This window comes from Streptosporangium sp. NPDC051022 (assembly GCF_040683035.1).
Classification (GTDB): Bacteria; Actinomycetota; Actinomycetes; order Streptosporangiales; family Streptosporangiaceae; genus Streptosporangium.
This window is the reverse complement of the sequence record NZ_JBFBCF010000001.1, coordinates 860196-885904: the sequence shown is the minus strand read 5'-3', so window position 1 is coordinate 885904 and position 25709 is coordinate 860196. Positions and strand designations below refer to the sequence as shown.

Here is a 25709-nt window from a genome sequence, read left to right as displayed (position 1 = left end):
GCTCGGTGAGGTGACCAACGACCCATATGCACTCGCCACGGACGCCGCGATCGCCCTGAAGGGCGCTGTCGGGGTCGACTCCTTCGACGTCGCGCTGGTGATGGGGTCGGGCTGGGTCCCGGCCGCCGACGCGATCGGCGAGACGATCGCCGAGATCCCGGTGACCGACCTGCCCGGTTTCGCGCCTCCCGCCGTGGCGGGTCACGCGGGCAGGATCCGCGCGGTGCGGACCGAGTCGGGCAAGAACGCGCTGATCTTCCTCGGCCGCACCCACCTCTACGAGGGCCGCGGTGTGGAGCCGGTCGTGCACGGTGTGCGGACCGCGATCAGAGCGGGGGCGGGCACGGTCGTGCTGACCAACGCCGCCGGTGGACTGCGTCCCGAGACCCAGAAGGTCGGCGAGGCGGTGCTGATCAGTGACCACATCAACCTGACCGGTGCCGGCCCGATCACCGGCGCCACGTTCGTCGACCTGACCGACGTCTACACTCCGCGCCTGCGCGACCTCGTCCGGGAGGTGGAGCCGTCGATGGCCGAGGGCGTCTACGTGGCCTTCCGCGGGCCGACCTACGAGACTCCGGCCGAGGTCCGCATGTGCAGGATCCTCGGCGGCGACATGGTGGGCATGTCCACGGTGCTGGAGGCCATCGCGGCCCGCGAGGGCGGCGCCGACGTGCTGGGGGTCTCGCTGGTCACCAACCCGGGCGCGGGCCTGGTCGGCGAGCCGCTCAACCACGAGGAGGTGCTCGCGGTCGGCCGCGCCACCGCCGCGCGCATGGGCGGTCTGCTCGCCAAGGTCGTCGCCAAGCTGTAGGCCGGGCGCCGGACCGCAAGCCGGGCAACGGACCGCAACAGGCCGGGCGCCGGACCGCAAGCCGAGCAGCGGACCGCAACAGGCCGGGCGCCGGACCGCGGGCCGGGCAGCGGACCGCGAACCGAGCGCCGGGCCACAGAGCGGGCCACGGGGCGGGCGGCGCCCCTTTCCGGAGTCCGGGAAACCCCGGGCTCCACGAGAACGACCGACGAGGGCAGCCGGTACGGGCGGCCGGTGACCGGCTCAAGGCCCCCGCCGCAGCGAGAGGTGACGATGAGCAGCGATCTTGTACGGCTCGCACGGTCCTGGCTGGCCCAGGATCCCGACCCGGAGACCAGGGCCGAACTCGCCGCGCTCCTGGAGCGGCTTCCGGAGGACGGCGACGGCGCGCTGCGCGAGCGGTTCGGCGCCAAGCTGGAGTTCGGCACCGCGGGCCTGCGGGGCGAGCTCGGCGCCGGCCCCAACCGGATGAACCGGGTCACGGTCATGCGCGCCGCCGCCGGACTGGCCGGGGTTCTCGGTCCCGGCCGGCACGTCGTGATCGGTTACGACGCCCGCCACAAGTCCGACGTCTTCGCCCGCGACACCGCCGCCGTGCTCACCGGTGCCGGGCTGCAGGCGTCCGTGCTGCCCGGCCCGCTGCCGACCCCGGTGCTGGCCTTCGCCGTACGTCATCTCGGCGCCGACGCGGGTGTGACCGTCACCGCCAGCCACAACCCGCCCCGCGACAACGGCTACAAGGTCTACTGGGGCGACGGCTCCCAGATCGTGCCGCCGATCGACGCGGAGATCTCCGCCGCGATCGACGCTGTGGGCCCGGTGTCGGAGCTACCCCTCGGTTCGGAGTGGACCGAGCTGGACGGCGAGGTCGTGGCCGCCTATCTGGCGGCGGTGACGGCGCTTCCACTCGGTGACGCCCGGAAGCTGCGGGTGGCCTACACCCCGCTGCACGGCGTGGGCAACGCCACGCTCATCCACGCCTTCCGGGCGGCCGGGTTCGACGCCCCGTCGGTCGTGGCGGCCCAGGCTGACCCGGACCCGGACTTCCCAACCGTCGCCTTCCCCAACCCGGAGGAGCCGGGCGCGATGGATCTCGCGCTGGAGCTGGCCGGGCGGAACAACGCCGAGCTCGTGCTGGCCAACGACCCCGACGCCGACCGCTGCGCGGTGGGCGTGCCGCTGCCCGGCGGGGGCTACCGGATGCTGACCGGCGACGAGGTCGGCTCGCTGCTCGGCGAGCACGTGATCCGGCAGACCTCGGGCGAGAACCGTCTGGTGGCCACCACGATCGTCTCGTCGTCGCTGCTCGGCAAGATCGCCGCCGAGTACGGCGTGCGCCACGCCGAGACCCTCACCGGCTTCAAGTGGATCATGAAGGCCGGGGAGGGGCTGGTCTTCGGCTACGAGGAGGCGCTGGGATACAGCGTCGGCTCCGACGCGGGACTGCCCGTCCACGACAAGGACGGCATCGGCGCGGCGCTGACCGTCGCGGGCCTGGCGGCCCAGGCCAAGCGGGACGGGCGCACCCTGCTCGACCTCCTGGACGACCAGGCCCGCCGGTACGGCCTGCACGCCACGTCACAGCTGTCGGTCAGGGTGAACGACCTGTCACTGATCACGGACGCGATGGCCCGCCTGCGCGCCGCGCCACCGGTCAAGCTCGGTGGCCGCGAGGTCGAGTCGGCGGACGACCTGAGCGAGGGCTCGCCCGGCCTGCCCCCGACCGACGGCCTGCGCTACCGCCTGTCGGGCGGAGCCCGCGTGGTGGTCCGCCCCTCGGGGACCGAGCCCAAGCTCAAGTGCTACCTGGAGGTCGTCGTGCCGGTGACCGGCGAGGTCTCCGAGGCCCGGGAGCAGGCCGTACGCGATCTCGACGCCGTCAGGTCCGACCTCTCGGCGGCCCTCGGCCTGTGACAGGGCGGGCCCGGAGACACGGCATGCCGGGCCGTCACGGGACGCGGCCGCCGCATTCCCCGTCGCGGGAACGCGGCGGCCGCCCTCCCGTCCCGGAAAGGTCCCGGCCCTGAACGCCTCGCTCGCGGAAGCACTCTCGGTCGTCCTGCTCCTGGCGGTGCTGGCCTGCGCGGTGATGCGCCCGTGGGGCTGGCCGGAGGCCGTCGTCGCCGTCCCGGCCGCGGGCGTGGTCATCGCCACCGGCGCGATCTCCGTGGACCACGCGGTGGCCGAGATGTCCCGGCTGGGGCCGGTGATCGGTTTCCTCGCCGCCGTACTCGTGCTCGCCCAGCTGTGCGACGACGAGGGCCTGTTCCACGCCTGCGGAACGTGGATGGCCCGCACCGCGGCGGGACGCCCCCGCAGGCTTCTGGCGCAGGTGTTCGCGGTCGCCTCGCTGACGACCGCGGTGCTCAGCCTGGACGCCACGGTGGTGCTGCTGACCCCGGTGGTGTTCGCCACCGCCGCCAGGCTGGGTGCCCGGCCCAAACCGCACGTGTACGCCTGCACCCACCTGGCGAACACGGCCTCGCTGCTGCTGCCGGTCTCCAACCTGACGAACCTGCTCGCGTTCGAGGCCAGTGGCCTGGGCTTCACCCGATTCGCCGCCCTGATGGCACTGCCCTGGCTGGTCGCCGTCGCCGCCGAGTACGTGATCATCCGGTGGTTCTTCGCCACCGACCTGGACGCCGGCGCCCAGGCTCCGCCCGCCGCCGGGGCCCGTGAGACGCCGGTGTTCGCGCTCGCCACGGTGGCGTGCACACTGGCCGGATTCGTGCTGACCTCCGCGGTCGGCCTCAACCCCGCGTGGGCGGCCTTCGCCGGCGCGGTCGTGCTCGCCGTCCGCGCCCTGGCCCAGCGCCGTACCACCCCCACGGCCATCGTGCGCGCCGCGGCGCTGCCCTTCCTGGCCTTCGTCCTGGCGCTGGGAATCGTGGTCCGCGCGGTCGTCGACAACGGCCTCGCCGGCACGCTGGGCCACCTGATCCCCGGCGGCACCGGCCTGCCCGCCCTGCTGGGCGTCGCGGCACTGGCCGCGGTCCTGGCCAACGTGATCAACAATCTGCCCGCCGTACTGGTCCTGCTGCCGTTGACCGCCCCCGCCGGGCCCGGAGCCGTCCTGGCGGTGCTGATCGGGGTGAACATCGGCCCCAACCTCACCTACGCGGGTTCCCTGGCCACCCTGCTGTGGCGGCGGATCGTGCGCGAACACGACAGCGACGTGAATCTGGGCGAGTTCACCCGGCTCGGCCTGCTGGCCACACCCGCCGCCCTGATACTCGCGGTGGTGGCACTGTGGATGTCACTCCACGTGATCGGAGGCGGAACACCGTGATCGTCATCGCATGGGTCGTCGAGGCCACCTGGCCCGCCTGCGTCGACGCCGTCCGCACGTACGCGCCCGGCGACGCCGACATCGTCCTGCTGCACGTCACCGGCCACGACGTGCCCGGCACCGCCCACGGCGCCTACGCCGGGCTGCTCGGCCGCGCACACCCCGGACGCGACCCCGGCACGGCGATGGAACACCTGGCCGCCGCCTCCGCCGAAGAACTCCTGGCCGCCGCGACCGCACGGCTGGGACGCCCGTGCGCCATGAGGGAACGCTCGGGGCGCACCGAGCGGGAGGTCGTCGCCGAGGCCGAAGGCGCCGACCTGCTCGTCCTCGCCCGTGACGGAGACCGTTCCCACCTCGGGCCGCGCAGCCTCGGCCCCGCCAGCCGCTTCGTCGTCGACCACGCCCCCTGTCCCGTACTGCTGGTCTGGCCCGGCCCCGGCCCCGGCCCCGCCACCGCTCCCGCCCCCGGAACGGCCACGGTCCCGCCGCCACCGCCCCCTCCGGAGCACCACCGGTAGCCCGGCCCGGACGCGCCCGCCGGCCATGACGGGCCCGTTTCCCCTGGCGTGAGTTTCGGCGCGGATCTCGCGTGACCCGTGGTACGGACCTCGTATGACCCCGGTACAGACCTCGCGTGCCCCCGGCACAGGCTTCGGTGACCCCGGCACAGGCTTCGTGTGACGCGCCGTACAGGCCTCGCGTGGCTCGCGGTATCGGGCCGAGGGGCGGTAGGACAGCGTCACCCTGAAGCTACAGCCACCGAATGTAACTGACCGCATGCTTTCTGTGACATGTGGTGCCGGGACAATCCCTCACCCGGCCCCTCTGACCCCGAAACTCAGAGGAAAGGCAGAAAGCATGCGCCTGATCCGCACCCGCCTGGCCGCCCTGGCCGCCACCCTGGTGGCCGTCCTGACCACCGTCCTGGCTCCCGGACTGCCCGCCGCCGCCTCCACCGCCCCCGATACGAGCACGGCTCCCTACCCGCCCAGGGTCATCCTCAAGGTCGGCGGGGCGCACGTGGTGAACATCCACAACAGGGTCTTCGCCGCCCTGCTGCCCACGCCTCCCGCCGCCAGGTTCCGCGTCCTGCCCGCTCCCGGCGGCGTCCGGTTCCTCGACGAGAACACCGGCGGCCTGGTCTACGCCCCCACCACCGAGCCCCTCAGCCAGCTCCAGGTGAGCGGGCCCGGCCCGGTGCCCCCCAACTCGGTCTTCGTCATCGAGCAGCCTCCCTCGGACGAGACGGACGACCTCGCGTCCGATGAGCTCGTGTCCGACGAGCTCGACGGCGTGGCCCGGGTCGCCAGGATCAGACTGGCGGAAACCGGCCAGTACATCGGCCGCCACTTCGTCGAAGACCGCAGCCTGCTGCCCAAGCGGGTCGTGCTGCTTCCCCCGGATGTCCGGGGCCCGCTGTTCACCATCGAGGCCGTGCGCTGACCCTCGGTCTCCCGTCTCCACCCGTCTGCCGCCGGGCCCGGCGCCGAATTCAGTGCTGGATTCGGTGCCGGATTCGGTGCCGGGCTCGGCGTCGGCTTCGACGGCGTCGAACCCGGCGCTGGGCCTGGTACGGGGCTCGGTGCCGGGCTCGGGGTTGGGCCCGGCGTCAGACGATGAAGGCGGCGACGATCACGACGGCGGCCGCCGCCAGGGCGGCCAGGGCACTCGGAGACCAGGTCGTCGTGAGCGCGCCGGGATCCGGCCGAGCGCCCTCGGCGGGCGTCTCACGGGTGGGCTGAGCGTCCGTGGCGGGCGTCTCGGAGACGGGCTGGGCTCCCGTGGCGCCGGACGACCTCCGCCTGGCCGACTCGGCCCGCTCGGTGATCTGCTCGGCCACCCAGTCGGCGTGCGTCTTGCCCGTCAACGCCTCGGCCGCGGCCTGTTCCGCCTTCGAACGCACAGGCTCGGTCCGGTAGCGTCCCCGGGAGGTCGACGGCCTTCCCCTGCGCGCTGCCGCCGCCCGTTCGCGGCCCGAGGTCTGCGGTGTCCAGCACCGCACGGTCCGATCCCCCGAGGTGATCGTGATCGAGTGGGAGACCGCGACCTCGTCCACCCGCCGCCACGGCACGAAGGTGTTCCTCAGCGGGTTGCGGACCAGCACGCCGTCCTCGCCGAGGACGATCGCCGGACGCAGGCAGGTGATGAAGACCAGCGCGGTCAGCACGGCCAGCACCGCCGCGGCGATCATCGAGGACGACCCGCTGTAGCGGACGCCCAGATCGACCGCGTTGAACGCGGCGAAGGCCATCCAGAGCCAGCCGAGGGCCATCGCGGCCTTCGACCGGAACACCTGCTTCATCCCGCTGACTCCGCTCGTACGACCCCGATCACGCCTGCCACTTCAGCCGCGCGAACCCGGGCTTGATGACGCCGTTGATGAGCGCCAGACGCTCGTCGAACGGCAGGAACGCCGACTTCATGGCATTGATGGTGAACCATTGCATATCGTCCCAGCCGTAGCCGAACGCCTCGGACAGTTTGGCAAACTCCTCGGAGACGGAGGTGCCGCTCATCAGCCGGTTGTCGGTGTTGACCGTGACACGGAAGTGGAGCCCGCGGAGCAGGCCGATCGGGTGCTCGGCGATGGAGGTCGCGGCGCCGGTCTGCAGGTTGGAGGTCGGGCACATCTCCAGCGGGATGCGCTTGTCACGGACGTAGGCCGCCAGGCGTCCCAGCTTGGCCTCACCGTCGTCGGAGACCGTGATGTCGTCGATGATCCGGACGCCGTGACCGAGCCGGTCGGCGCCGCACCACTGGATCGCCTGCCAGATCGACGGCAGCCCGAAGGCCTCACCGGCGTGAATGGTGAAGTGGGAGTTCTCCCGCTGGAGGTACTCGAAGGCGTCCAGATGGCGGGTGGGCGGGTAGCCGGCCTCGGCCCCGGCGATGTCGAAACCCGCCACGCCGACGTCGCGGTACCGTACGGCCAGCTCGGCGATCTCCATGGACCTGGCCTGGTGACGCATGGCGGTGAGCAGGGTGCCCACCTTGATGCCGCGTCCCCGCGAACCGATCCTGAACCCCTCGAGCACGGCCTCGATCACCTCTTCGAGGCTCAGGCCCGCCGAGGTGTGCTGCTCGGGTGCGTACCGTACCTCGGCGTAGACCACGCCGTCGGCCGCCAGGTCCTCCGCGCACTCGGCGGCGACGCGGACCAGGGCGTCACGCGTCTGCATGACGCCGACCGTGTGGTCGAAGGTCTCGAGGTAGCGCTCCAGCGAACCGGAGTCGGAGGACTCCCGGAACCAGTCCCGCAGGCCGTCCACATCGGTCGTGGGGAGCCTGTCGTATCCCGTCTCGCGCGCCAGCTCGATGATCGTCTCCGGCCGTAGACCACCGTCGAGGTGGTCGTGGAGCAACACCTTGGGAGCCTGGCGGATCTCCTCAAGGGCGAGTGGCTGACTCATCTCATCATCCTAGACGGGTGGTCCGGAAGTGACGGCAACGCCGCCGCGGCCGCCCCACGTCGATCCGTGAAACGGCCGCGCCGAGCGGCCCGTGCGAACCCATCGCCGCGACCGCGACGACCTCCGGGCCCCGGCCGGTATGTGGAGATGTTTCGGTGCTGACAGCCCGCTGCGCCGGACGGGACGGTTCCAGTCCACCCGTGGTGCGACGCCTATGTAGGCCCTCCCCCTCACAGGGGAGACAGAAGATCATTCGGCGGGAGGAACCCGGGGCGCGGTCGCTGGCCAAAAATCGGCAGTACGGCACCGGAGATCATCGGGGCATCCGGTGACCGTAGACACAGAATTCGGATCTCGCGTCCGCCGCACTCCCACAGGAGCCCATGTGACCCCTCTCCGTCCCGCGTTCACCCTTGTCGCCGTCGCGCTGTCGGCCGCGGCCTTCGTGGGGACACTGTCCCTTCCGGCCGAGGCACAGGGCCAACCTCCGCAGCCCTGCACCACCGGCCCGAACGGTCCCGCCTGCCGTCCGCCCGGCGCCGACCGCAAGTAACCGGCTCCGACCGCGAGCAAAAAGCCCGGCGGTACCGGCCGTAAATCCACGAAACGGCCTCCGGCCTGCGACGTCTCCAGAGCGGAGCCGAGCGGATCGGCCGTTCTTCCATAAGCACGGGTTTCCCGCGAACACGGGTCAGACACCGCTTCGCCGGATCCACAGCCGAAACCACGAAGCCCTCCAAGAATCACCGGCTTCGAGGGCCTCGGTGGTGGGCACCCGGAGGAACCGTGTTCGGGGTCGGACCGGGGTGCTCTGTCGTGATCGCTCACGGTGGCTTCCCCCGTCCGCGCCGCCCAGGCGTGGCCGACGTCCCCGAGGAGCAGGACCGTACCGCTCCCGGCCCGGCCTCGAATCGGCTCCGAGCGTCGTTACCCGTGACACCCCCCTTGAAAGGAACTTCACCATGCGTATCCGCACCCTGATCGCAGCGACCGTGGTCGCCGCGTCCACCACGGCCACGTTCGCGATCTCCGCCGCACCGGCCAACGCCAGCGCCGACTGCGTGCAGGCGGCCAACTACGCCTACCACCTCTGGCGCTCCTCCGGCATGAGCGAGAACGTCGCCGCCGAGCGGGCGGCGGCCACCTACAACACGTGCGTCCAGATGACCTGACCCCACTGGTAGGCATGTGAAAGGGCCTCCGAGGAGGATCGGCGCGGATTCGGCGGCAGGGCGGAAGCCATTGCCGCTTCAGCGGCTCGGACGCGTCGGCACCGGCCTGGACCCGACGGAATGACAGGTCAGGTCCGGTACCGGGAAAACCGCAGATGTTTGCCTCCACCGCTGATTTCCACGCCCCCTCCCCGGAGCCCCGGGCCCCGGTGGGCGTCCCGCCCCCTGCGGATACCCCCGGAACCCCGAGAACCCCGATGGGCGTCCCGATCCCTGTGGGAGGGGGGAGGATGGGGTGGGCATCGGCCGCATCACCGAAGCACGTGTTCCACGGGTGGGCCGGACGTGGCCCACCCGGCGCAGCCCGCACCCGGCCGGGTCTCCGGGAGGCTTCGCCGTACGGCGAATCTTGCATAACGTCTCACCGACGATGAGACCCCCATGGGGGAACACGGCTAGCGTGACGGCATGAGCGAATCGGAGGCACGGGCCGCGTTCGACGATCTGGCCGAGGATCTGGGCCGCCATGGCGCTGTGACTTCCCAGATGTTCGGTAAGCGTGCCCTGAAGCACGAGTCGAAGGCCTTCGCCTGTCTTCTGGGCGGCACGCTGGCGTTCAAGCTCATGGCCGGTACCGCCGAGCACACCGAGGCACTGGCCCTGCCCGGCGCGGAGCTGTTCGACCCATCGGGCAAACACCGCCCGATGAAAGACTGGGTGGCCGTCCCGGTGGCGTGTGCCGAACACTGGCGCCCACTGGCCCTGGTCTCACTGAACCGGCTCCGCCCGTCCGCCGAAAGCACCGGCGCCGTCTCATGACACGGAACATCTCAAAGCCCTGAGGACGTAGGTGCCGAATCGGGATTCGTCGATGCGAACGATGGAAGGGGTACCGCCCCAGTAATCGTCCGTCGGTTCAACACGTCCACCGACCACGTAGGCGAGCGGCTCGACCTGGAATGACTTCTCCGTCATGGCTTCCTTCGCTTCCGCGCCATTTCGCGTCCGTGACGAGCCGGAATGCACGTTCTCATGAAAAGTCTCATGTGATCGCCCCCGCGTCATGCGCAATCGGTCAGGCGGCTTTGGCCAGATAGGCCGTGGTCTACCGGGTATGGCCCGAGCGGATGCCGTCCATCGCGTCGAACGAGGCGAAAGGCCGTCCGTTGCCGACCGGAAGCGTGATGCCGGTGACGAGGTTCGTCCGCGTGGCCCGTCGCCGTACGGCGAGCGGTCCTCGCCCGCCGTACGGCTCAGGGCCGGTTCGGGATCAGATGTCTCCCCCGCGAACGCCCGTCAGGAAGTGGTTCCAGGCGGCCGGGGTGAAGGCCAGCGCCGGGCCGGAGGGATCCTTGCTGTCACGCACGGCGACGACGCCCGGGAGGTTCGTGGCCACCTCCACGCAGTTGTCGTCGCTGCCGCTGAGGCTGGACTTGCGGTAGCGGGCACCAGTCAGGTCGGGAAGCTCACTCATGATCACTCCTTGCTGCGGCAATGAGGTCCGCGGACTTCTCGGGGGACAGCGCCATCGAGGCGAGGCGCTCGAAGGTCAGCGTAAGGTCACGAACCTGGTCCGCCGCCTCCACGTACACGACACCGCCGGGTGAGCCGGTGTAGCCCACGTCCGGATCCTCCGCGCCGAACGACAGCACGCTGAAGGCACCTTCGAGCCCGCTGTGCACGCCCGCACGCAGTGGAAGGACCTGGATGGTGACGTTCGGCCGGTCGACGACCTGGAGGATGTCACCGAGCTGATCGGCCATGACGCTCGGCGGCTCAACAGGTCGGCGCAGAGCACCCTCGTCCAGCAAGGCATGGAAGGCCGGTGCGTTCGAGCCCAGCAAGGTGATCTTGCGCGTCATCCTGGCGTCGACCCGCCGCTTGAGCTCGGTGTCGTCAAGCCCCGGCCGTCCGGCCTGGATGATCGCGCGAGCGTACTCCTCGTTCTGGAGCAGACCGGGGATCAGGAGCGGTTCCCAGGTGCGGATGGCGATCGCCTCGGACTCCAGGACCACGTACGAGCTGGAGAGCACGTCCGAGTAGGCCGTCCACCAGCCGCGCACGGCTGCGTCCTTGCAGAGCTGGATCAGCCCGGCCTTGGTGGCCGAGTCGGCGCCGAACAGGTCACAGGCGTGACCGACGTCCACGACGCTGGGCAGAAGCTTGGCGTTCTCGATCCGGTTGACCTTCGGCCGGCTCCAGCCGAGCTGGCGAGCCGCCGCCTCCGGCATGAGACCGGCGGCTTCACGGAGTCGGCGCAGTTCACGGCCCAGGCGACGGTGCCGGACCGTGGGGCTCTTCGTCATGGCGCTCAGTGTGCTGGGGCCTCGGCGGGATTTCTACAAGAACAGCACTTGCGGCCGTGCACAGTTCAGGCCCATGATGAGCCCACGCACCACTACAGTCAGCGATGAAACGATGACACAAGGGAGTCGCCCTCCGCCTTGCGGATCCCGCCGACCAGGGATCGTTCGGGCTTCGTCACGGCGCCTTGCGCGTCCCTTCGGAGGCTTTCTGTCCGGAACGCTCCGGCGGCAGCACGAAGGTACCGAGACTGGGCACGAGCTTGACGAGTCGCAGGTCACGCAGGTGCTGGAGCACATGGCGGGCGGTGTTGTTCCCGACGGCGTACTCGCCCATGATCGCCACGATGCTCGGAACCTTGTATCCGGGTGGCCATTCACCGCTGTGAATGCGCTGCTCGAACAGCTCCGCGACCTGCTCCCACTTGGGACGCCCGGGCTCGAAATCGATCATGTTCGTGACCGTATTCCGTTCAGGCATGCTCAGGCGATATGAGGCATGCCTAGACACGCCTAGGCAGGCATAGGCAGGTATAGGCACGCATGGACATGGTTTCACCACAGCTAACTCGCTTGACCGCGCTCCGACAGGCGGACCTGGCCGGAGGGAAGCTTCCCCAGCCAGGTTCATGATCGCAAAGGAGGTGCACCATGGAGAATCCCGAAACCGCTCCCCCAGAACCCGTGATTCCGGGCTGGCGGGTGATCCACAGCGACAAGAGACGGCTGTGGGCCTCGCGGGCCGTGCCGTTCACCGATGCCGAACTCGGCGCGGGAGCCGAACGTACCGTGGACGGCGACACCCTCGACGAGCTGCTCGCCAAGGTGGCCCAGCAGGAGGAGAAGGCCACGCGGGCCAACGGCCAGGTGACTCCGTGATCAGGCGGTCCCGCCCTCCCGGACGGCACCGTGCCGGGCAGGAGCACGTTCCGGTGCATCGGCGTGTGTGGGACGGCCGGGCCCGTGCCGAGGCCGAACTGCTGGGGGCGGCGTGGCCGGGATGGGTGGTGCTGTACGGCACCGGCAGCCGACACTTCCACGCCTTCGCCGCCTGGCCCGCCTCCGAACCCCTGATGCTTCACGACCTCACCCCGGAAGGGCTGGAGGAGCGGATACGCGAGGCGGAGACCATCCATGCCACCGCCGCCCTGTTCTTGACCGACTCCACCGACCTGTTCCCGGCTCCCCTGGACCGTCAGCGCCGGATCGTCGCGCCCGTACCCACCCCACGCGAGCCGATCGCCCTCTGACATTCCTTCGCAAGCCCTCCGGCACCTCCCCGTGAGAGCCTCCCGGCGGTTCTCGCGAAAGACCGCAGGTCACCCTGAAAGGTCCGAAGGCCGGGGGCATCCCCTGAAGACCGGTACGGCGGCGCCCTTCCCCGGCGTGTGCCGCCGTACCACCCCGCGTGCGGTCCGGGAGGAGGGGCCCGGATCGCACTCCAACGCGGTTCCCGCCATCCCGGAGAAGCCACACCCGGCACGGCTCCGGAACTCCCACCACACATCCCCAGCACGGGACGGCCACCGCCCTCCCCCCACGCAACAGGACGGGCATGAGGCGGAATGGGCGACGGGCGCACCAGCGAAGCACGTGCACCACGGGTGGGCCGGACGTGGCCCATCCGGCGCAGTCATCCTCCCGGCCGGCCCCCGGACGTGCCTAGTGCACGGCGTCCAGGCGGGTGCGCTGGTCCTCGGTCAGTTCCAGGTCGACCGCGGCCAGGTTCTCCTCCAGCTGCGCGACCGAGGACGCCCCCGCCAGCGGGATCACCGGCAGCGGGCCGCCGATCTGCCAGGCCAGCACCACCTGGTTCACGGTGGCCCCGGTCTCCTGGGCAACCTCGCGCAGCGCCGCCAGCCGGGCGGGCGTGCCCGGGTGGTCGTAGTCAGCCGGTACCGGCTTGTCCTCGCGGACGTAGGCCCCGCCGAGCAACGGGGAGTAGGCGACCAGGGTCAGGCCCGGCTCGGCCCGCAGGTAACTCAGCAACTCGGCTCCGGCGTGGCCGAGGCTGCCGTCCTCGAAGAACGGGTCGGGCACGTCGAAGCGCGGGCGCAGGTGGCTGTGCTGGTACTGCAGGACCTCGTAGCCGGGCAGTCCGGCCGCGGCGGCGATGGCGCGGGCCCGCTCGACCCGCCAGATCGCGTGGTTGCTCGCCCCGAGCAGCCCGACGCTTCCCTCCGCGACCAGCTCGGCGAAGCCCTCGACGGTCTCGCGCAGCGGGACCGTCCGGTCCTCGATGTGCGCGTAGAGCAGGTCGATCCGGTCCACTCCGAGCCGTTCCCGGCTGCGTTCGGCGGATTCGCGGATCACCTTCGCGGACAGTCCCTCAGCGTTGTCGACGTAGCCGGTGCCGGGCGCGAGCGGCCGTGCCCCCAGCTTGGTGGCGATGACGATCTCGTCGCCGACGCCACGGCTGCGCCGCCACCGTCCGAGCAGTTCCTCGCTCTGCCCGCCCTGACCGCCGTCGACCCAGAAGGCGTAGTTGTCGGAGGTGTCGATGAACGTCCCGCCCGCCTCGACATAGCGGTCCAGGATGGCGAAGGAGGTCTTCTCGTCGGTCACCGACCCGAAGAGCATCGCGCCGAGCGCGAGCACGCTCACCTCGCGGCGGGTCTCCGGGCCGGTGCCGATGGTGCGGTACTTCATGGCGTCCCCTCTGTTCCGGCCCGCTGTCTCCGAGCCCCCGCAGAGGAGTCTGGGACGTGGAGCGCGCTCCAGGTCAAGCCCGGATCACTCGTCGCGGTTGACGATCTCCGGGGAGAAGGCGGGCAGGCAGACGGCGACGTATTCGGCGCCGTCGGGACCGCAGCTGTAGCGGATCTTCTCTCCCGGCTCGCTCACGAACGCCTGTCCGGCGTTGACCTCGGTGGTGCCCTCGGCGTGCTCCACGACGACCGTTCCCCTGAGCACCACGGTGTACTCGGTGAACTCCGGCGTCTGGGCGGGCTCGTCCCACCCCGGCGGAGCCGTCATGTGCGCGATCGAGATCTGGGCGTCACCGCTGTTGACCCTGCCGACGTACTCGTCGATGGTCTTGCCACCCGGGACGGGGATGCGCGTCGCATTGTCGATTTTGCGTACCATCAGGCCAGTTTGCCATCGCGTGCCGTACACCACGATCTCCGAACGTCCGCGTTCAGTGCGCGACGTCGACGATCAGGCGCTGCGGGTTCTTCTGCTCCAGCACCCGGAAGGCCGCCTTGTGGTCGAGGACGATGCCCACGCCCACCATGCCCTCGAAGTCGCCCGTCTTGACGACGTTCTGCACGTTGCCCAGCTCGGCCTGGAAGACCGGGCCGCCGGACCAGGTCGTGGAGCCGGAGTCGCTGTGCGCGTTCGCCGGGGTGATCGTCACCTGGAGGTAGGCGCCGCCCTTGACGTCGATCGGATCGCCGGAACCGTCCTGGACCAGCTCGGGCACCCAGCGCACGCTGTATCCCGGCGCGTTTCCCTTGAGGTCGATCACCACCCGGTCGAACCCCTCGTGCTCGGCGAACCTCGCCCCGGTGACGAGCGCCGAACCGTCGGCGGTCCGCTTGACCTCGACCTCCTTGGTGCTCGTCGGAGGCTTGAGCCCGTCCCTCGGAGGGGTGGACGGCGAGCCCGTGGGCACGGCCGTCGACGGGGTGGGCGCGGCCGTGGACGAGTCTGTCGTGGCGGCGGCGGGCGGGGCCGCGGACGGCGCGGCCGGTGCGGTCGTGTTTCCGCAGCCGGTCAGCAGGACGAACGGAGCAAGGGCGAGGGCGAGGGCGACGCGGGTGCGCTTCATGGTAAGCCTCCTGCCCCGTTAGATGCCCAGCTCTCCGAAGAGGTTCACCACTTGGGAAGATCCACCTTGACCGCTTCCTGACCGGCGGCGAGCCCGCGCCGCGCCAGCGCCAGCACGCTCAGCCCGAACATCAGGACGCCCAGGGGGAGATGGACCGACGGTACGTGCGCGATGCCGAGCGCGACCTGGACGGAGGCGAGGACAAGGAAACCGGACGCGTGCCAGACGGGCCGGGGCGAGCCGCCGCCCGGCTTCCACGCCAGCACCGCCGCGAGCACGTAGAGCATCGACGCCCCGTACATCACCCGGGCTCCGGCACTGTGCAGCGTCTCTCCGTAGGACGAGGTCAGCAGCAGTCCGGCGGAGATCGCCTGAAGGAAGATGGTCAGGGTCTGCAGGGTGATCGCGATCCGCAGAAACGAGAGGCCGCGCTGCGCCGTCGCCTGGGTGGTCATGTCAAGGTCCCCTATTCCGCCGCGGGGGGCAGTAGATCGACAAGGTCTCACCAGCCCGACGACGCGAGCCCGCGAAAGGTAAGGTGAGGAGGCGGTCGGGAGTATGGGGATGGCTGGGACGAGCACCGATGAGATAGCCGGTGAGCGGCGCCAACTGATCAACGTCGCCTACCGGTTGCTCGGTTCACTGGCCGAGGCCGAGGACGCCGTGCAGGAGGCCTACGCGCGCTGGTACGCGCTGCCGCGAAGCCGGCAGGAGGAGATCGTGTCCCCCGGCGCGTGGTTGACGACGGTGACCGGCCGCGTCTGCCTGGACGTGCTCGGCTCGGCGCGGGCCCGGCGTGAACGCTATGTCGGCGCGTGGCTGCCCGAGCCGCTGCCCGACCGCGCCGAGTGGGACCGGGGCCATGGCACCGACCCCGCCGACCAGATGGTCCTGGACGAATCGGTGACCATGGCCTTCCTCGTCGTCCTGGAGTCGATGACGCCCGCCGAGCGGGTGGCGTTCGTCCTGCACGACGTCTTCCGTTACCCCTTCGCCCAGATCGCCGGCGTCCTCGGCCGGACCCCCGCGGCCTGCAAGCAGTTGGCGGCCTCCGCCCGGCGGCGGGTGGGCGTCGCGCGCGCTCCGGTGACCACGGCCGGGCGGGCCGACACGGTGCGGCATGTCAAGGAGGCATGGGAGACGAAGGACATCGCGGCCCTCGTCGACCTCCTCGACCCGGCAGCCGTGATGATCGCCGACGGTGGCGGCATGGTCGGTACCGTCCTGCGTCCGATCGAAGGCGGCGCGCGCATCGCCCGGTACATGGTCGCCATCGCCGGCAAGGCTCCGGGGCTCGAACTCCTGGAGCGGTCGGTCAACGGTGTGCCGGGCCTGGTGGCCCGGCATGCCGGCGTCGTCATGACCGTGGCCTCGTTCGATGTCGCCGACGGCCGCGTCACCCGGATCTGGGCGGTCCGCAATCCGGAGAAGCTGCGGCCGTGGGCGCGGGACGGCTGATACTAAGGCCGCCGGCGGGACCCCCGTGCCCGTCGGCGGCCTGCTCGCGTGCCGTACGGGCCCGTGTTCCCCGTACGGCACGCGAGCGTTCTCAGACGGTCTCCAACTCCCTCTCCTCCACGACGGCCGGAGTCGCGGCGGGGCGGCGCAGACCGGTGAGGGCGACCAGCAGGCCGACCACCGCGAGGATCGCGGAGACCGTGATCGCCGCGTGGAACGCGTCCAGCGGGTTGGCGCCGCCGGTGGAGGTGAGCACGGCCGTCACGACGGCCAGCACGATCGCCCCGCCGACCTGTCCCGAGGTGTTGAGCAGTCCCGAGGCCAGTCCCTGCTCGTCGTCCGCGACGCCGTTGGTGGCCTGGATGTTGAGCGAGGGGAAGGACAGGGCGAAGGCGATGCCCACCAGGACCATGCCGGGGATGATCAGCGTGGCCAGGCTGGGGTTCTCGTCCAGGCGCAGGAACAGGGCGAACGCGCCCGCCAGCGCGGCCGAGCCGACCGCGATCAGCTTGCCGGTGCCGAACCGGTCGGCCAGGCTGCCCATCTTGGTCGACGTCACGGCCACCAGCAGCCCGGCGGGCAGGAAGGCCAGCGCCGTCTCCAGGGCCGACCAGTGCAGGAAGTTCTGGAAGTACTGCATGGCCACGAACTGGAAGCCGACGTAGGAGCCGAACAGGATCACCAGGCCGAGGTTGGCGCGGACGATCGCCCCCGACCGCAGGATGCCGAGCCGTACCAGGGGGTGCCTGACCCGCCGCTCGGTCATTACGAACACGGCCAGCAGTACGGCGGCGCCCAGCAGGGAGCCGATGGTGCGGAGCGAGAGCCAGCCCGCGGCGGGAGCCTCGACGACGGTGAAGACGAGCAGCAGCATCGAGGCGGTGATGGTCACCGCGCCGACGAGGTCGTGGCCGCTCTCGGCCCTCTCCTCGTGACGCTTGGGCAGGACCTTCAGCGCCGACAGCAGCGCGATGATCGCGACGGGCACCGGCATGAGGAACGTCCAGCGCCAGCCGAGCTCGGTCAGGAAGCCGGAGATGACCAGGCCCAGGGAGAAGCCGCTGGCCCCGGAGGCGGTGAAGATGCTGAGAGCCCTGTTGCGGGCCGGGCCCTCGGCGAAGGTCGTGGTGATGATGGACAGCGCGGCGGGCGCGGTGAAGGCGGCGCTCACACCCTTGAGGAAGCGGGCGGCGATCAGCGTCGTGCCGTCGTTGACCAGGCCGCCGAGGAGCGAGGCGACCACGAAGACGGCGAGTGCGACCAGGAAGACCTTGCGTCGCCCGAGCAGGTCGGCGGTGCGGCCGCCGAGCAGCAGCAGCCCACCGTAACCGAGCACGTAGCCGCTGACCACCCACTGCAGGGAGGAGGTGGACAGGCCGAGGTCGGCCTGGATGGAAGGCAGGGCGACTCCCACCATCGAGACGTCAAGAGCGTCGAGGAAGATGACGGCGCACAGGACCGCGAGCGCGGCCCACAGGCGCACGTCCCAGCGCTCTTCGTTTGGGGAGGAGATCATGGGGGCAACCATACATGCGCCTGCATCTTATGCAAAGGAATTTAATTCGCATGCATTAGATGTTCACGCATGGTACGATCCGCATCATGAGCGAGGAGTCCGTAGTCCGCGCGTGGCGTGATGTGCTCGCCAAGCACGCCGCCACCTCCTGCGCGCTGGAACGCGAGCTCTCTGAGCGACATCGGCTGGGCATGAGCGAGTTCGAGGTCCTGGAGCGCATGGTCGAGGGCGGCCAGGAGAAGTACCGGGTCCAGGAGGTGGCCGACGCGGTCCACCTCAGCCAGAGCGCGTGCTCGCGGCTCATCGCGCGCCTGGAGAAGGCGGGCCTGGTCTGCCGGGGCATGTGCGAGGACGACCGGCGGGGCGTCTTCGTCCTCATCACCGACGAGGGCCGCGCGCGTCACGCGGAGGCGCTGGCCACCCACCGCGCCGTGCTGGCGGACTTCTTCGCCCCCGAGGGCCAACCGGCCGCGATCTGAACCGGGCGCCCGCTCGCGCCCGGCTCCGCACGGACACCGGCGCGCCCGGCTCCGCGCGGACAACCGTGACCTTCCGGTCACCGAGCTCCCGGTGAACAGGATCCCCGGCTCGGTCGCCGTCCGCTACGACGGCCCGTGCACGCCGTCTACCTGCGGGCGAAGAACCCGTGCGTGGCCGGATACGCCGACCGGTATCCGATGAACCTGACGTTGGCCCCTGCCCGCCCCGTCTGCCCGCCCCGTCTGCTCGCCCCGTCTGCTCGCCCCGGTAGGGACACGGCCGGCCGGGCCTCAGGCGGTGATGCGGTCGATCACCAGGGGCAGCAGGTCCGGGTCGGGGGCCTCGCCGAGGCCGTAGGCGCCCTCCAGGGCGGCGAGCGCCCGGTCGAACCGGGAGGCCTCGTCGGTGTGCAGGGTCATCAGCGGCTGTCCCTCGCGGACGTGGTCGCCGGGGCCCGCGTGCAGGACGATGCCCGCGCCGAAGGAGACCGGGTCCTCCTTGCGTTCCCGGCCCGCGCCGAGCCGCCAGGCGGCCAGGCCCACGCCGTACGCGTCGAGCCTGGTCAGCACGCCGGACGAGGGCGCGGTCAGCTCCAGGGTCTCGGCGGCCCTGGGCAGCGGCGCGTCCGGGTCGCCACCCTGGGCGGCGATCATCCGGCGCCAGACGTCCATCGCCGAGCCGTCCTTCAGCGCCCGCTCCGGATCCTTGCCGGACAGCCCGGCGGCCTCCAGCATCTCGTGCGCCAGCCGTACGGTCAGCTCGACCACGTCGGCGGGGCCGCCGCCCGCGAGCACCTCGACGGACTCGGCGACCTCCAGCGCGTTGCCCACCGCCCGGCCCAGCGGCCGGTCCATCGCGGTGAGCAGCGCGACGGTGCGGACCCCGGCCTCCGTGCCCAGGCCGACCATCGTCGTGGCCAGCTCACGGGCGCGCTCCACGCTCTTCATGAAGGCGCCCGAGCCGACCTTCACGTCCAGCACCAGCGCGCCGGTGCCCTCGGCGATCTTCTTCGACATGATCGAGGAGGCGATCAGCGGGATCGACTCGACGGTGCCGGTGACGTCGCGCAGCGCGTACAGCTTCTTGTCCGCCGGGGCCAGCCCGTCCCCGGCCGCGCAGATGACCGCGCCCGTCCTGCCGAGCACGTCGAGCATCTCGTCGCCGGACAGCGAGGCGCGCCAGCCGGGGATGGACTCCAGCTTGTCCAGCGTGCCCCCGGTGTGTCCCAGGCCCCGCCCGGAGAGCTGGGGAACGTAGCCGCCGCACGCCGCGACCAGCGGGGCGAGCGGCAGCGTGATCTTGTCACCGACGCCGCCGGTCGAGTGCTTGTCCGTGGTACGGCCCGGCAGCGCCGACCAGTCCATCCGGGCCCCCGACCTGATCATGGCCCGGGTCCAGCCGGCGATCTCCCGCCGGTTCATGCCGTTGAGCAGGATCGCCATCGCGAGCGAGGACATCTGCTCGTCGGCGACGACACCCCTGGTGTAGGCGTCGACCACCCAGTCGATCTGCTCGGCGGACAGCTCACGGCCGTCGCGCTTGGTGACGATGACGTCGATGACGTCCACGTTCAGTCTCCCCGGTTCAGGTCGTGCGGCCCGAAGGCGTACGGCAGGATCTCCGTCATCGGCCTGGGGCCGTCCACGGTCTCCACTAGCAGGTCGGGGCCGCCGAACTCGAACAGCAGCTGGCGGCACCGGCCGCACGGCATCAGCAGCTCTCCCCGCCCGTTGACGCAGGTGAACGCGACCAGCCTGCCGCCGCCCGTGGCCTGGAGCGCCGAGACCAGCCCGCACTCGGCGCACAGGCCGATGCCGTAGGAGGCGTTCTCCACGTTGCAGCCGGAGACGATCCGCCCGTCGTCGACCAGCGCGGCGGCGCCGACGGGAAATCCGGAGTAGGGGGCGTAGGCGTGCTCCATGATCCGTACGGCCGCCGCCCTCAGCGCGTTCCAGTCGATGCTCATCCGGCTCGCCTCCCTCGTGCCCGGACGATCGCCCGCGCCCCGCGTCCCGAGGCGGGACGGACGACCGCCCTCCCCCCATCATCTTCCGGAACGGGACAGGCGGTCGCCCCCACCTCGATCGACGTGATCACTTCGCCTGTCCCCTGCGGTACGGCACGCCGTCGGCCGCGGGCGGCCGGAGCCGCTGGGCGGCCAGCGACAGCACCAGCAGCGTGGTGATGTGCGGGGTGACCGAGGTGAACTCCGCCGGGATGGTGTCGGTCAGCACGAACACCACGAAGACGGCGACCGCCGCGATCCCACTGATCAGGGCGGCCCTGGTGCGCTTCTGCGCGACGAGCTGGTAGACCGCGGCGGCGGCGATGAGCACCGCGACCACCAGCAGCAGCGCGTGCACCGACTCCCCGCCCCTGCGCAGCTGGAGCCCGTCGGTGTAGCCGAACAGCATCGCGCCGGCGGCCAGGCCGCCCGGACGCCAGTTGCCGAAGATCATGGCGGCCAGACCGATGAAGCCGCGGCCGCCGGTCTGTCCCTCACGGTAGGCGCTGGCGGCCACCAGCGACAGGAACGCGCCGCCCAGACCCGCCAGGGCGCCGGAGACGAGCACCGCGGCGTACTTGTACGAGTAGACGTTGACGCCCAGCGACTCGGCCGCCACCGGGCGCTCGCCGCAGGAGCGCAGGCGCAGGCCGAACGCCGTGCGCCAGAGCAGGTAGTAGGTCAGCGGGACCAGCACGATCGCCAGGATGGTGAAGAGCGAGACGTTCGTCAGCAGGCCCCGCAGGATGCCCGCCACGTCGGAGACGAGGAACCAGTGGTTGGACTCCAGCGTGGTCAGCGGGCCCTCGATCCCCGGCACGCTCACGATGCCCGGCTTGGGCACCGGGGGCGACTGGGAGTCGCCGCCGCCCGGCATCTCGGCGAAAGTGATCTTGGAGAGGAACTCGGTGACGCCCAGGCCCAGGATGTTGATCGCGACACCGGAGATGATGTGGTCGACCCCGAACGTCACGGTCGCGATCGCGTGCAGCAGGCCGCCGAGGGCTCCGCCGATCGCGCCCGCGACGACACCGGCCCAGGGGTTGGCGAAGTGGATCGCCCCCCAGGCCCCGCACCAGGTGCCCAGGACCATCATGCCCTCAAGGCCGATGTTGACCACGCCGGCCCGCTCCGACCACAGGCCGCCCAGACCGGCCAGCCCGATCGGGACCGCCAGCGCGACGGCGGCGTTGATCGCCCCGGCCGAGGTGAGGTCGACGGCGCCGGTGACGACCCGGGTGATCGACAGCAGCAGGACCAGGCCGCCGAAGGCGGACAGCAGGATCTGCCAGGTGATCCGGAACCTGCGGGGCTTGGGCGGCTCGGCCGCCGGGGCCTTGGTCAGGGTGAGGTTGCCCTCGCTCATTCCGACGCTCCTTCGGCCCGGACGGACGCTCCTTCGGCCTGGGCGGACGTCCCACCGGCCGGGGCGGACGTCTCTCCGGCGGGGACGGCCGTTCTTTCCGCTGGGACGGGCTCCCCGCCCGCCAGCTCCCTGCTCACCCGGCGCTGTCCCGCGGAGACCTGGTAACGGTGGACCAGCTCGTAGGCGACGATGACCGAGAGCACGATCGTGCCCTGCATGATCCGGACGATCTCCGGGGAGATCTCGTGCAGCTGCAGGATGTTCGACGAGGTGTCGAGGAAGGCCCACAGCAGGGCGCCGAGGGCGATGCCGACGGGGTTGTTACGGCCGAGCAGCGCGATCGCGATGCCGGTGAAGCCGAGCCCGGTGGGGAAGTCGAGGCTGTAGCTGTAGGAGGCGCCGAGCAGCTGCGGCATGCCGACCAGGCCCGCGACCGCGCCCGACAGGACCATGGCGGCGAGGACCATCCGCTTGACGTTGACCCCGCTGGCCACGGCCGCCGACTCCGAGCGCCCGGTGGCGCGCAGGTCGAAGCCGAAGCGGGTCCGGTTGAGCACCACGTGGTACAGCACGCCCATGACGACCGCCAGGATGATCAGGCCGAACACCTTGAGCGGGGTTCCCGGAACGATCTCCAGCCCCGGCACCTGGGCGGACGGCCCGAGCGGTTTGGTACCGATGTTGTTGCTGCCGGCGACCTCGACCGCGAAGCGGTCCTTGTTGAGCAGCCAGAAGCCGAGGGCGGTCGCGATGGCGTTCAGCATGATCGTGGAGATGACCTCGCTGACCCCGCGCCTGACCTTGAGCAGACCGGCGATCGACGCCCAGCCCGCGCCGACCAGCATGGCGACGAGGATGATGGCGGCGACGTGCAGCGGGCCGGGCAGCGTGATCGCGCCGCCCACCGCCGCCGCGACGAGCGCGGCCAGGCGGTACTGCCCGTCGACGCCGATGTTGAACAGGTTCATCCGGAACCCGACCGCCACCGCCAGCGCCGAGAGGTAGTAGGTCGTCGCATAGTTCAGCGTCAGCACGATCGACCTCGGCTGCACGCCGTAGTCGGCCATGACGCCCAGCGTCTCCAGCGGCGGGTCACCGGTGATCAGCAGGACGATCGAGGTGATCAGGCCGGCGAAGACGATGGCGAGGATCGGCGCGGCGAGCGAGAGCAGGCCGCCGAGCCTGGCCCGGCCGAGGAGCCGGTCGGCGAAGGTCGAGTTCGCGGGACTCATGCCGCCCTCCCGGGCGCGGTGCCCCGCACGCGCGCCGTGTGGATGTTCATGCCGCCTCTCCAGCACCCGTCATGGCCGATCCGAGCTGTTCGGGCGTCACGGTGAGCGGGTCGACGTCGGCGACGACGCGCCCGCGCAGGATCACCTTCAGCGTGTCGGACAGGCCGATGAGCTCGTCCAGGTCGGCCGAGATCAGGAGTACGGCCAGGCCCGCGGCGCGCGCGGCGCGCAGATGGTCCCAGATCGCGGCCTGCGCCCCGACGTCCACGCCCCGCGTCGGATGGGAGGCGATCAGCAGGACCGGATCGCCGCTCATCTCCCTGCCGACGATCAGTTTCTGCTGATTGCCGCCGGACAGGGCCGCGGCGTCCACGTCGATGCCCGGCGTGCGGACGTCGTACTCCTCGACGATGCGCTCGGTGTCCCTGCGGGCCCCGGAACGGTCGATCCAGGGGCCCTTGACGTTGGGGCGCCGTGTCTGGTGGCCGAGGATCCGGTTCTCCCAGAGCGGCGCCTCCAGCAGCAGGCCGTGCCGGTGCCGGTCCTCGGGGATGTAGCCGATGCCCGCCTCGCGGCGGCGCAGCGTCGGCCAGGCGGAGATGTCCTCGGCGCCGAGGTGGATCTCGCCCTCGGCGGGGCGCATGCCCATGATGGCCTCGACGAGCTCGGCCTGGCCGTTGCCCTCGACACCGGCGATGCCGAGCACCTCGCCCTTGCGGATGTCGAAGCCGACGTCCTCGACGAGGGGCCTGCCGTCCTTCGAGCGGACCGTCAGGCTCCGCACCGACAGCGCCACCACGTCGGTGACGGTCGACTCTCGCGTCTCCGGGCTGGGCAGCTCGCTGCCGACCATCAGCTCGGCCAGTTGCCGGGCGGTCACGTCCTTCGGGCTCACCTCGGCGACCGTGGTGCCGCGCCGGACGACGGTGATGGCGTCGGCGACCGAGAGCACCTCGTCCAGCTTGTGGGAGATGAAGATGATCGTCAGGCCCTCGCGGACCAGCCCGCGCAGGTTCTCGAAGAGCTCGTCGACCTCGTGCGGGACGAGCACGGCGGTCGGCTCGTCCAGGATGAGGATCCGGGCGCCGCGGTAGAGGACCTTGAGGATCTCCACCCGCTGCCGGGCGCCGACGCCCAGGTCCTCGACCGGGGTGTCGGGGTCGATGTCCAGGCCGTAGGAGTCGGAGATCTGCCTGATCCGCCTGCGCGCGGCGCCGAAGTCGATGGCGATCCCGCCGGTGCGGGGCTCGCTGCCGAGGATCACGTTCTCCAGCACGGTCAGGTTGTCGGCGAGCATGAAGTGCTGGTGGACCATGCCGATGCCGGCGGTGATGGCGTCCGCGGGGGAACGGAAGGTGGTGGCCTTGCCGTTGACGCGGATCTCGCCCTCGTCGGGGCGCTGCATGCCGTACAGGATCTTCATGAGGGTGGACTTGCCCGCGCCGTTCTCGCCGACGATGGCATGCACGTGACCTTGCTGAACGGACAGGGAGATGTCGCGGTTGGCCACGACGCCGGGGAACCGTTTGGTGATCCCCTCAAGCTCGACGGCCGGTGTCGAGGTGCTGATGACGGCCCCCTCCGTGCGGATGGCCATGACTACGTTACGTGAAACCGAAAGCTGCCCGAAGGGCCCGGGGACATGTCCGCCGGGCCCTTCGGGCATGGGGTCAGGAGTTCTTGTCCGGAACGGTGATCGCGCCGGAGATGATCTGCTGCTTGTACTCGTCGAGCTTGGCCTTGATGTCGTCGACCTGGCCACCGGTGGTGGAGTAGTCGACGCCGCCCGCCTTGAGGTCGTACACCGTGGTGCCGGCCTTCACCGAGTTGGTGGTGAAGCTCTTGAGGAAGTCGAAGACGGCGACGTCGACCTTCTTGATCATGGAGGTCATGATGACGCTCTGCACGTCGGCGGCCGCGGTCTTGGCCTGGTCGGAGTCGACGCCGATGGCCAGGCCCTTGGCGGCCTTGGCCGCCTCGAACACGCCGCCGCCCGAGCCGCCCGCGGCGTGGTAAACCACGTCGGCGCCCGCGTCGAACATGCCCTGGGCCGCGGTCTTGCCCTTGGCCGGGTCGTTGAAGCCGGCGAAGTCCGGCGGCTGGGTGAGGTACTTGACGTCGACCTTGATGCCGGGCTTGACCTTCTTGGCTCCGGCGACGAATCCGGCCTCGAACTTCTGGATCAGCGGGACCTGCACGCCGCCGACGAAGCCGACGTGGTCCTTCTTCGACTTCAGCGCCGCCGCGGCGCCGACGAGGAAGGAGCCCTCGTGCTCGGCGAAGAGCAGGCTGGAGATGTTGGGGCCGGTGGCCGCCGCGTCGTCGACGATCGCGAACTTGACGTCGGGGAACTCGGCGGCGACCTTCTTCACCGACCCCGAGTAGGCGAAGCCGATGGCGATGACCGGGTTGTAGCCGCCCTGGGCGAGCAGCCTGAGCCGCTCCTCCTTGGCCGCCTCGGTCTCGCCGTTGCCCGCCTCCAGTTCCTTGGTCTCGGCCAGGCCCAGCTCGGTCTTGGCCTTGTCGAGGCCCGCGGCGGCGGCGTCGTTGAACGACTGGTCACCGCGGCCGCCGATGTCGTAGGCGAGGCCCACCTTCGGACCCTTCGCCGCCGGGGCCGCGCCGCTCGCGCTCCCCTCGGGCTTGGCCGACGTGGTCGGCTCCTCGCTTCCACCGCACGCGGCAGCCCCCAAGAGCATGCTGCCGGCCAGTGCGGCGGCGGCCAGCCTGCCGAATCGGTTCTGAAGCAAGACGGACTCCCTTCACGTCTGAAGTGCACGCGCGAAGAGACGCACGGCAACCCTGCACGGAAGATAATTGCTTACACAGGGTTGACCAAACCAGCACACCGGTCCGAAACAGGTCCGTTATGCACCCCACGCCACCTTG

At 70.8% G+C, this 25709-nt stretch carries 28 protein-coding genes; 12 read left to right on the top strand and 16 right to left on the bottom strand.

The window, feature by feature from the left end:
- Nucleotides 1–10: 10 nt before the first annotated feature.
- The 5 genes from AB0N02_RS04170 (at nucleotide 11) to AB0N02_RS04150 (ending at nucleotide 5549) form a co-directional block, all read left to right on the top strand.
- Nucleotides 11–814 (top strand): purine-nucleoside phosphorylase, encoded by an 804-nt coding sequence (locus AB0N02_RS04170; RefSeq protein ID WP_363942456.1) that lies wholly within the window; start codon nucleotides 11–13, stop codon nucleotides 812–814.
- Nucleotides 815–1087: 273 nt separating this feature from the next.
- Nucleotides 1088–2728, top strand: coding sequence for a phospho-sugar mutase (locus AB0N02_RS04165; RefSeq protein ID WP_363942453.1), 1641 nt, complete (start codon nucleotides 1088–1090; stop codon nucleotides 2726–2728).
- Between the two features lie 157 nt (nucleotides 2729–2885).
- The gene (locus tag AB0N02_RS04160) at nucleotides 2886–4103 is read left to right on the top strand and encodes an SLC13 family permease (RefSeq protein ID WP_363942450.1); all 1218 of its coding nucleotides are present in this window, start codon (nucleotides 2886–2888) and stop codon (nucleotides 4101–4103) included.
- On the top strand, nucleotides 4100–4624 hold the full coding sequence (locus AB0N02_RS04155) for a universal stress protein (protein WP_363942447.1): 525 nt from the start codon (nucleotides 4100–4102) through the stop codon (nucleotides 4622–4624). The genes AB0N02_RS04160 and AB0N02_RS04155 overlap by 4 nt, the downstream gene beginning before the upstream one ends.
- 340 nt (nucleotides 4625–4964) lie before the next feature.
- Nucleotides 4965–5549 carry an I66 family serine proteinase inhibitor gene (locus AB0N02_RS04150; protein WP_363942444.1) on the top strand — a complete coding sequence of 195 codons (585 nt, stop codon included), beginning with the start codon at nucleotides 4965–4967 and terminating at the stop codon, nucleotides 5547–5549.
- A gap of 166 nt (nucleotides 5550–5715) precedes the next feature.
- Here the strand turns inward: AB0N02_RS04150 and AB0N02_RS04145 are convergent, their stop codons facing one another.
- Both AB0N02_RS04145 and AB0N02_RS04140 read right to left on the bottom strand, forming a co-directional pair.
- Nucleotides 5716–6408: a hypothetical protein gene (locus AB0N02_RS04145; protein ID WP_363942442.1), complete on the bottom strand. Its 693-nt coding sequence runs from the start codon at nucleotides 6406–6408 to the stop codon at nucleotides 5716–5718.
- Nucleotides 6409–6436: 28 nt separating this feature from the next.
- Complete coding sequence (locus AB0N02_RS04140) at nucleotides 6437–7516, bottom strand: adenosine deaminase (protein ID WP_363942439.1); 1080 nt, start codon at nucleotides 7514–7516, stop codon at nucleotides 6437–6439.
- Nucleotides 7517–7901: 385 nt separating this feature from the next.
- Here AB0N02_RS04140 and AB0N02_RS04135 point away from each other — a divergent pair, with 385 nt between their 5' ends.
- From AB0N02_RS04135 to AB0N02_RS04125, 3 genes are all read left to right on the top strand, one after another.
- Nucleotides 7902–8069 carry a hypothetical protein gene (locus AB0N02_RS04135; protein WP_363942436.1) on the top strand — a complete coding sequence of 56 codons (168 nt, stop codon included), beginning with the start codon at nucleotides 7902–7904 and terminating at the stop codon, nucleotides 8067–8069.
- A gap of 409 nt (nucleotides 8070–8478) precedes the next feature.
- Nucleotides 8479–8688, top strand: a complete 210-nt coding sequence (locus AB0N02_RS04130; protein ID WP_363942434.1) for a hypothetical protein — start codon at nucleotides 8479–8481, stop codon at nucleotides 8686–8688.
- A 468-nt stretch (nucleotides 8689–9156) separates the two neighbouring features.
- Nucleotides 9157–9507: a hypothetical protein gene (locus tag AB0N02_RS04125; protein ID WP_363942431.1), complete on the top strand. Its 351-nt coding sequence runs from the start codon at nucleotides 9157–9159 to the stop codon at nucleotides 9505–9507.
- A 451-nt stretch (nucleotides 9508–9958) separates the two neighbouring features.
- Here AB0N02_RS04125 and AB0N02_RS04120 read toward each other — a convergent pair whose 3' ends face one another.
- The 3 genes from AB0N02_RS04120 to AB0N02_RS04110 all read right to left on the bottom strand — a co-directional run bounded on the left by AB0N02_RS04120 (nucleotide 9959) and on the right by AB0N02_RS04110 (nucleotide 11445).
- Nucleotides 9959–10162 carry a DUF397 domain-containing protein gene (locus AB0N02_RS04120; protein ID WP_363942428.1) on the bottom strand — a complete coding sequence of 68 codons (204 nt, stop codon included), beginning with the start codon at nucleotides 10160–10162 and terminating at the stop codon, nucleotides 9959–9961.
- The gene (locus tag AB0N02_RS04115; RefSeq protein ID WP_363942425.1) at nucleotides 10155–10994 is read right to left on the bottom strand and encodes a helix-turn-helix transcriptional regulator; all 840 of its coding nucleotides are present in this window, start codon (nucleotides 10992–10994) and stop codon (nucleotides 10155–10157) included. Before AB0N02_RS04115 ends, AB0N02_RS04120 begins: the two co-directional genes overlap by 8 nt.
- A gap of 175 nt (nucleotides 10995–11169) precedes the next feature.
- Complete coding sequence (locus tag AB0N02_RS04110) at nucleotides 11170–11445, bottom strand: winged helix-turn-helix domain-containing protein (RefSeq protein WP_363942423.1); 276 nt, start codon at nucleotides 11443–11445, stop codon at nucleotides 11170–11172.
- 197 nt (nucleotides 11446–11642) lie between these two features.
- On the opposite strand from AB0N02_RS04110, the gene AB0N02_RS04105 reads away from it, so the two are divergent.
- Nucleotides 11643–11870, top strand: a complete 228-nt coding sequence (locus AB0N02_RS04105) for a hypothetical protein (protein ID WP_363942420.1) — start codon at nucleotides 11643–11645, stop codon at nucleotides 11868–11870.
- Nucleotides 11871–11923: 53 nt separating this feature from the next.
- The gene (locus tag AB0N02_RS04100) at nucleotides 11924–12241 is read left to right on the top strand and encodes a hypothetical protein (RefSeq protein WP_363942419.1); all 318 of its coding nucleotides are present in this window, start codon (nucleotides 11924–11926) and stop codon (nucleotides 12239–12241) included.
- 412 nt (nucleotides 12242–12653) lie between these two features.
- Here AB0N02_RS04100 and AB0N02_RS04095 read toward each other — a convergent pair whose 3' ends face one another.
- From AB0N02_RS04095 to AB0N02_RS04080, 4 genes are all read right to left on the bottom strand, one after another.
- On the bottom strand, nucleotides 12654–13640 hold the full coding sequence (locus AB0N02_RS04095) for an aldo/keto reductase (protein WP_363942416.1): 987 nt from the start codon (nucleotides 13638–13640) through the stop codon (nucleotides 12654–12656).
- Between the two features lie 84 nt (nucleotides 13641–13724).
- Complete coding sequence (locus tag AB0N02_RS04090; protein WP_363942414.1) at nucleotides 13725–14078, bottom strand: cupin; 354 nt, start codon at nucleotides 14076–14078, stop codon at nucleotides 13725–13727.
- Nucleotides 14079–14130: 52 nt separating this feature from the next.
- On the bottom strand, nucleotides 14131–14763 hold the full coding sequence (locus tag AB0N02_RS04085) for a hypothetical protein (RefSeq protein ID WP_363942412.1): 633 nt from the start codon (nucleotides 14761–14763) through the stop codon (nucleotides 14131–14133).
- Nucleotides 14764–14807: 44 nt separating this feature from the next.
- Nucleotides 14808–15218 (bottom strand): hypothetical protein, encoded by a 411-nt coding sequence (locus tag AB0N02_RS04080; protein WP_363942409.1) that lies wholly within the window; start codon nucleotides 15216–15218, stop codon nucleotides 14808–14810.
- A gap of 109 nt (nucleotides 15219–15327) precedes the next feature.
- Between AB0N02_RS04080 and sigJ the strand changes: the two genes are divergently transcribed.
- The gene (gene sigJ / locus AB0N02_RS04075) at nucleotides 15328–16221 is read left to right on the top strand and encodes an RNA polymerase sigma factor SigJ (protein WP_363942407.1); all 894 of its coding nucleotides are present in this window, start codon (nucleotides 15328–15330) and stop codon (nucleotides 16219–16221) included.
- A gap of 91 nt (nucleotides 16222–16312) precedes the next feature.
- On the opposite strand, the gene AB0N02_RS04070 is transcribed toward sigJ, so the two are convergent.
- Nucleotides 16313–17737: an MFS transporter gene (locus AB0N02_RS04070; protein WP_363942404.1), complete on the bottom strand. Its 1425-nt coding sequence runs from the start codon at nucleotides 17735–17737 to the stop codon at nucleotides 16313–16315.
- An 86-nt stretch (nucleotides 17738–17823) separates the two neighbouring features.
- On the opposite strand from AB0N02_RS04070, the gene AB0N02_RS04065 reads away from it, so the two are divergent.
- Nucleotides 17824–18216 (top strand): MarR family transcriptional regulator, encoded by a 393-nt coding sequence (locus tag AB0N02_RS04065; RefSeq protein WP_363942401.1) that lies wholly within the window; start codon nucleotides 17824–17826, stop codon nucleotides 18214–18216.
- Between the two features lie 291 nt (nucleotides 18217–18507).
- On the opposite strand, the gene AB0N02_RS04060 is transcribed toward AB0N02_RS04065, so the two are convergent.
- From AB0N02_RS04060 to AB0N02_RS04035, 6 genes are all read right to left on the bottom strand, one after another.
- Complete coding sequence (locus tag AB0N02_RS04060; protein ID WP_363942399.1) at nucleotides 18508–19785, bottom strand: thymidine phosphorylase; 1278 nt, start codon at nucleotides 19783–19785, stop codon at nucleotides 18508–18510.
- A 2-nt stretch (nucleotides 19786–19787) separates the two neighbouring features.
- The gene (locus AB0N02_RS04055; RefSeq protein ID WP_363942397.1) at nucleotides 19788–20183 is read right to left on the bottom strand and encodes a cytidine deaminase; all 396 of its coding nucleotides are present in this window, start codon (nucleotides 20181–20183) and stop codon (nucleotides 19788–19790) included.
- 127 nt (nucleotides 20184–20310) lie between these two features.
- Nucleotides 20311–21588 (bottom strand): ABC transporter permease, encoded by a 1278-nt coding sequence (locus tag AB0N02_RS04050; protein ID WP_363942395.1) that lies wholly within the window; start codon nucleotides 21586–21588, stop codon nucleotides 20311–20313.
- Complete coding sequence (locus tag AB0N02_RS04045) at nucleotides 21585–22820, bottom strand: ABC transporter permease (protein WP_363942393.1); 1236 nt, start codon at nucleotides 22818–22820, stop codon at nucleotides 21585–21587. The genes AB0N02_RS04050 and AB0N02_RS04045 overlap by 4 nt, the downstream gene beginning before the upstream one ends.
- Nucleotides 22821–22866: 46 nt before the next feature.
- Nucleotides 22867–24330, bottom strand: coding sequence for an ABC transporter ATP-binding protein (locus AB0N02_RS04040; protein ID WP_363942391.1), 1464 nt, complete (start codon nucleotides 24328–24330; stop codon nucleotides 22867–22869).
- A gap of 160 nt (nucleotides 24331–24490) precedes the next feature.
- Nucleotides 24491–25570, bottom strand: a complete 1080-nt coding sequence (locus AB0N02_RS04035) for a BMP family ABC transporter substrate-binding protein (protein WP_363942389.1) — start codon at nucleotides 25568–25570, stop codon at nucleotides 24491–24493.
- Nucleotides 25571–25709: the final 139 nt, after the last annotated feature.

Bases quoted from the DNA above. Each gene is read 5' to 3' on its own strand.
- AB0N02_RS04165 (WP_363942453.1), top strand. From the start codon at position 1,088: ATGAGCAGCGATCTTGTACGGCTCGCACGGTCCTGGCTGGCCCAGGAT.
- AB0N02_RS04150 (WP_363942444.1), top strand. From the start codon at position 4,965: ATGCGCCTGATCCGCACCCGCCTGGCCGCCCTGGCCGCCACCCTGGTG.
- AB0N02_RS04145 (WP_363942442.1), bottom strand. From the start codon at position 6,408: ATGAAGCAGGTGTTCCGGTCGAAGGCCGCGATGGCCCTCGGCTGGCTC.
- AB0N02_RS04140 (WP_363942439.1), bottom strand. From the start codon at position 7,516: ATGAGTCAGCCACTCGCCCTTGAGGAGATCCGCCAGGCTCCCAAGGTG.
- AB0N02_RS04130 (WP_363942434.1), top strand. From the start codon at position 8,479: ATGCGTATCCGCACCCTGATCGCAGCGACCGTGGTCGCCGCGTCCACC.
- AB0N02_RS04125 (WP_363942431.1), top strand. From the start codon at position 9,157: ATGAGCGAATCGGAGGCACGGGCCGCGTTCGACGATCTGGCCGAGGAT.
- AB0N02_RS04120 (WP_363942428.1), bottom strand. From the start codon at position 10,162: ATGAGTGAGCTTCCCGACCTGACTGGTGCCCGCTACCGCAAGTCCAGC.
- AB0N02_RS04115 (WP_363942425.1), bottom strand. From the start codon at position 10,994: ATGACGAAGAGCCCCACGGTCCGGCACCGTCGCCTGGGCCGTGAACTG.
- AB0N02_RS04110 (WP_363942423.1), bottom strand. From the start codon at position 11,445: ATGATCGATTTCGAGCCCGGGCGTCCCAAGTGGGAGCAGGTCGCGGAG.
- AB0N02_RS04105 (WP_363942420.1), top strand. From the start codon at position 11,643: ATGGAGAATCCCGAAACCGCTCCCCCAGAACCCGTGATTCCGGGCTGG.
- AB0N02_RS04095 (WP_363942416.1), bottom strand. From the start codon at position 13,640: ATGAAGTACCGCACCATCGGCACCGGCCCGGAGACCCGCCGCGAGGTG.
- AB0N02_RS04090 (WP_363942414.1), bottom strand. From the start codon at position 14,078: ATGGTACGCAAAATCGACAATGCGACGCGCATCCCCGTCCCGGGTGGC.
- AB0N02_RS04085 (WP_363942412.1), bottom strand. From the start codon at position 14,763: ATGAAGCGCACCCGCGTCGCCCTCGCCCTCGCCCTTGCTCCGTTCGTC.
- AB0N02_RS04080 (WP_363942409.1), bottom strand. From the start codon at position 15,218: ATGACCACCCAGGCGACGGCGCAGCGCGGCCTCTCGTTTCTGCGGATC.
- sigJ (WP_363942407.1), top strand. From the start codon at position 15,328: ATGGCTGGGACGAGCACCGATGAGATAGCCGGTGAGCGGCGCCAACTG.
- AB0N02_RS04070 (WP_363942404.1), bottom strand. From the start codon at position 17,737: ATGATCTCCTCCCCAAACGAAGAGCGCTGGGACGTGCGCCTGTGGGCC.
- AB0N02_RS04065 (WP_363942401.1), top strand. From the start codon at position 17,824: ATGAGCGAGGAGTCCGTAGTCCGCGCGTGGCGTGATGTGCTCGCCAAG.
- AB0N02_RS04055 (WP_363942397.1), bottom strand. From the start codon at position 20,183: ATGAGCATCGACTGGAACGCGCTGAGGGCGGCGGCCGTACGGATCATG.
- AB0N02_RS04050 (WP_363942395.1), bottom strand. From the start codon at position 21,588: ATGAGCGAGGGCAACCTCACCCTGACCAAGGCCCCGGCGGCCGAGCCG.
- AB0N02_RS04045 (WP_363942393.1), bottom strand. From the start codon at position 22,820: ATGAGTCCCGCGAACTCGACCTTCGCCGACCGGCTCCTCGGCCGGGCC.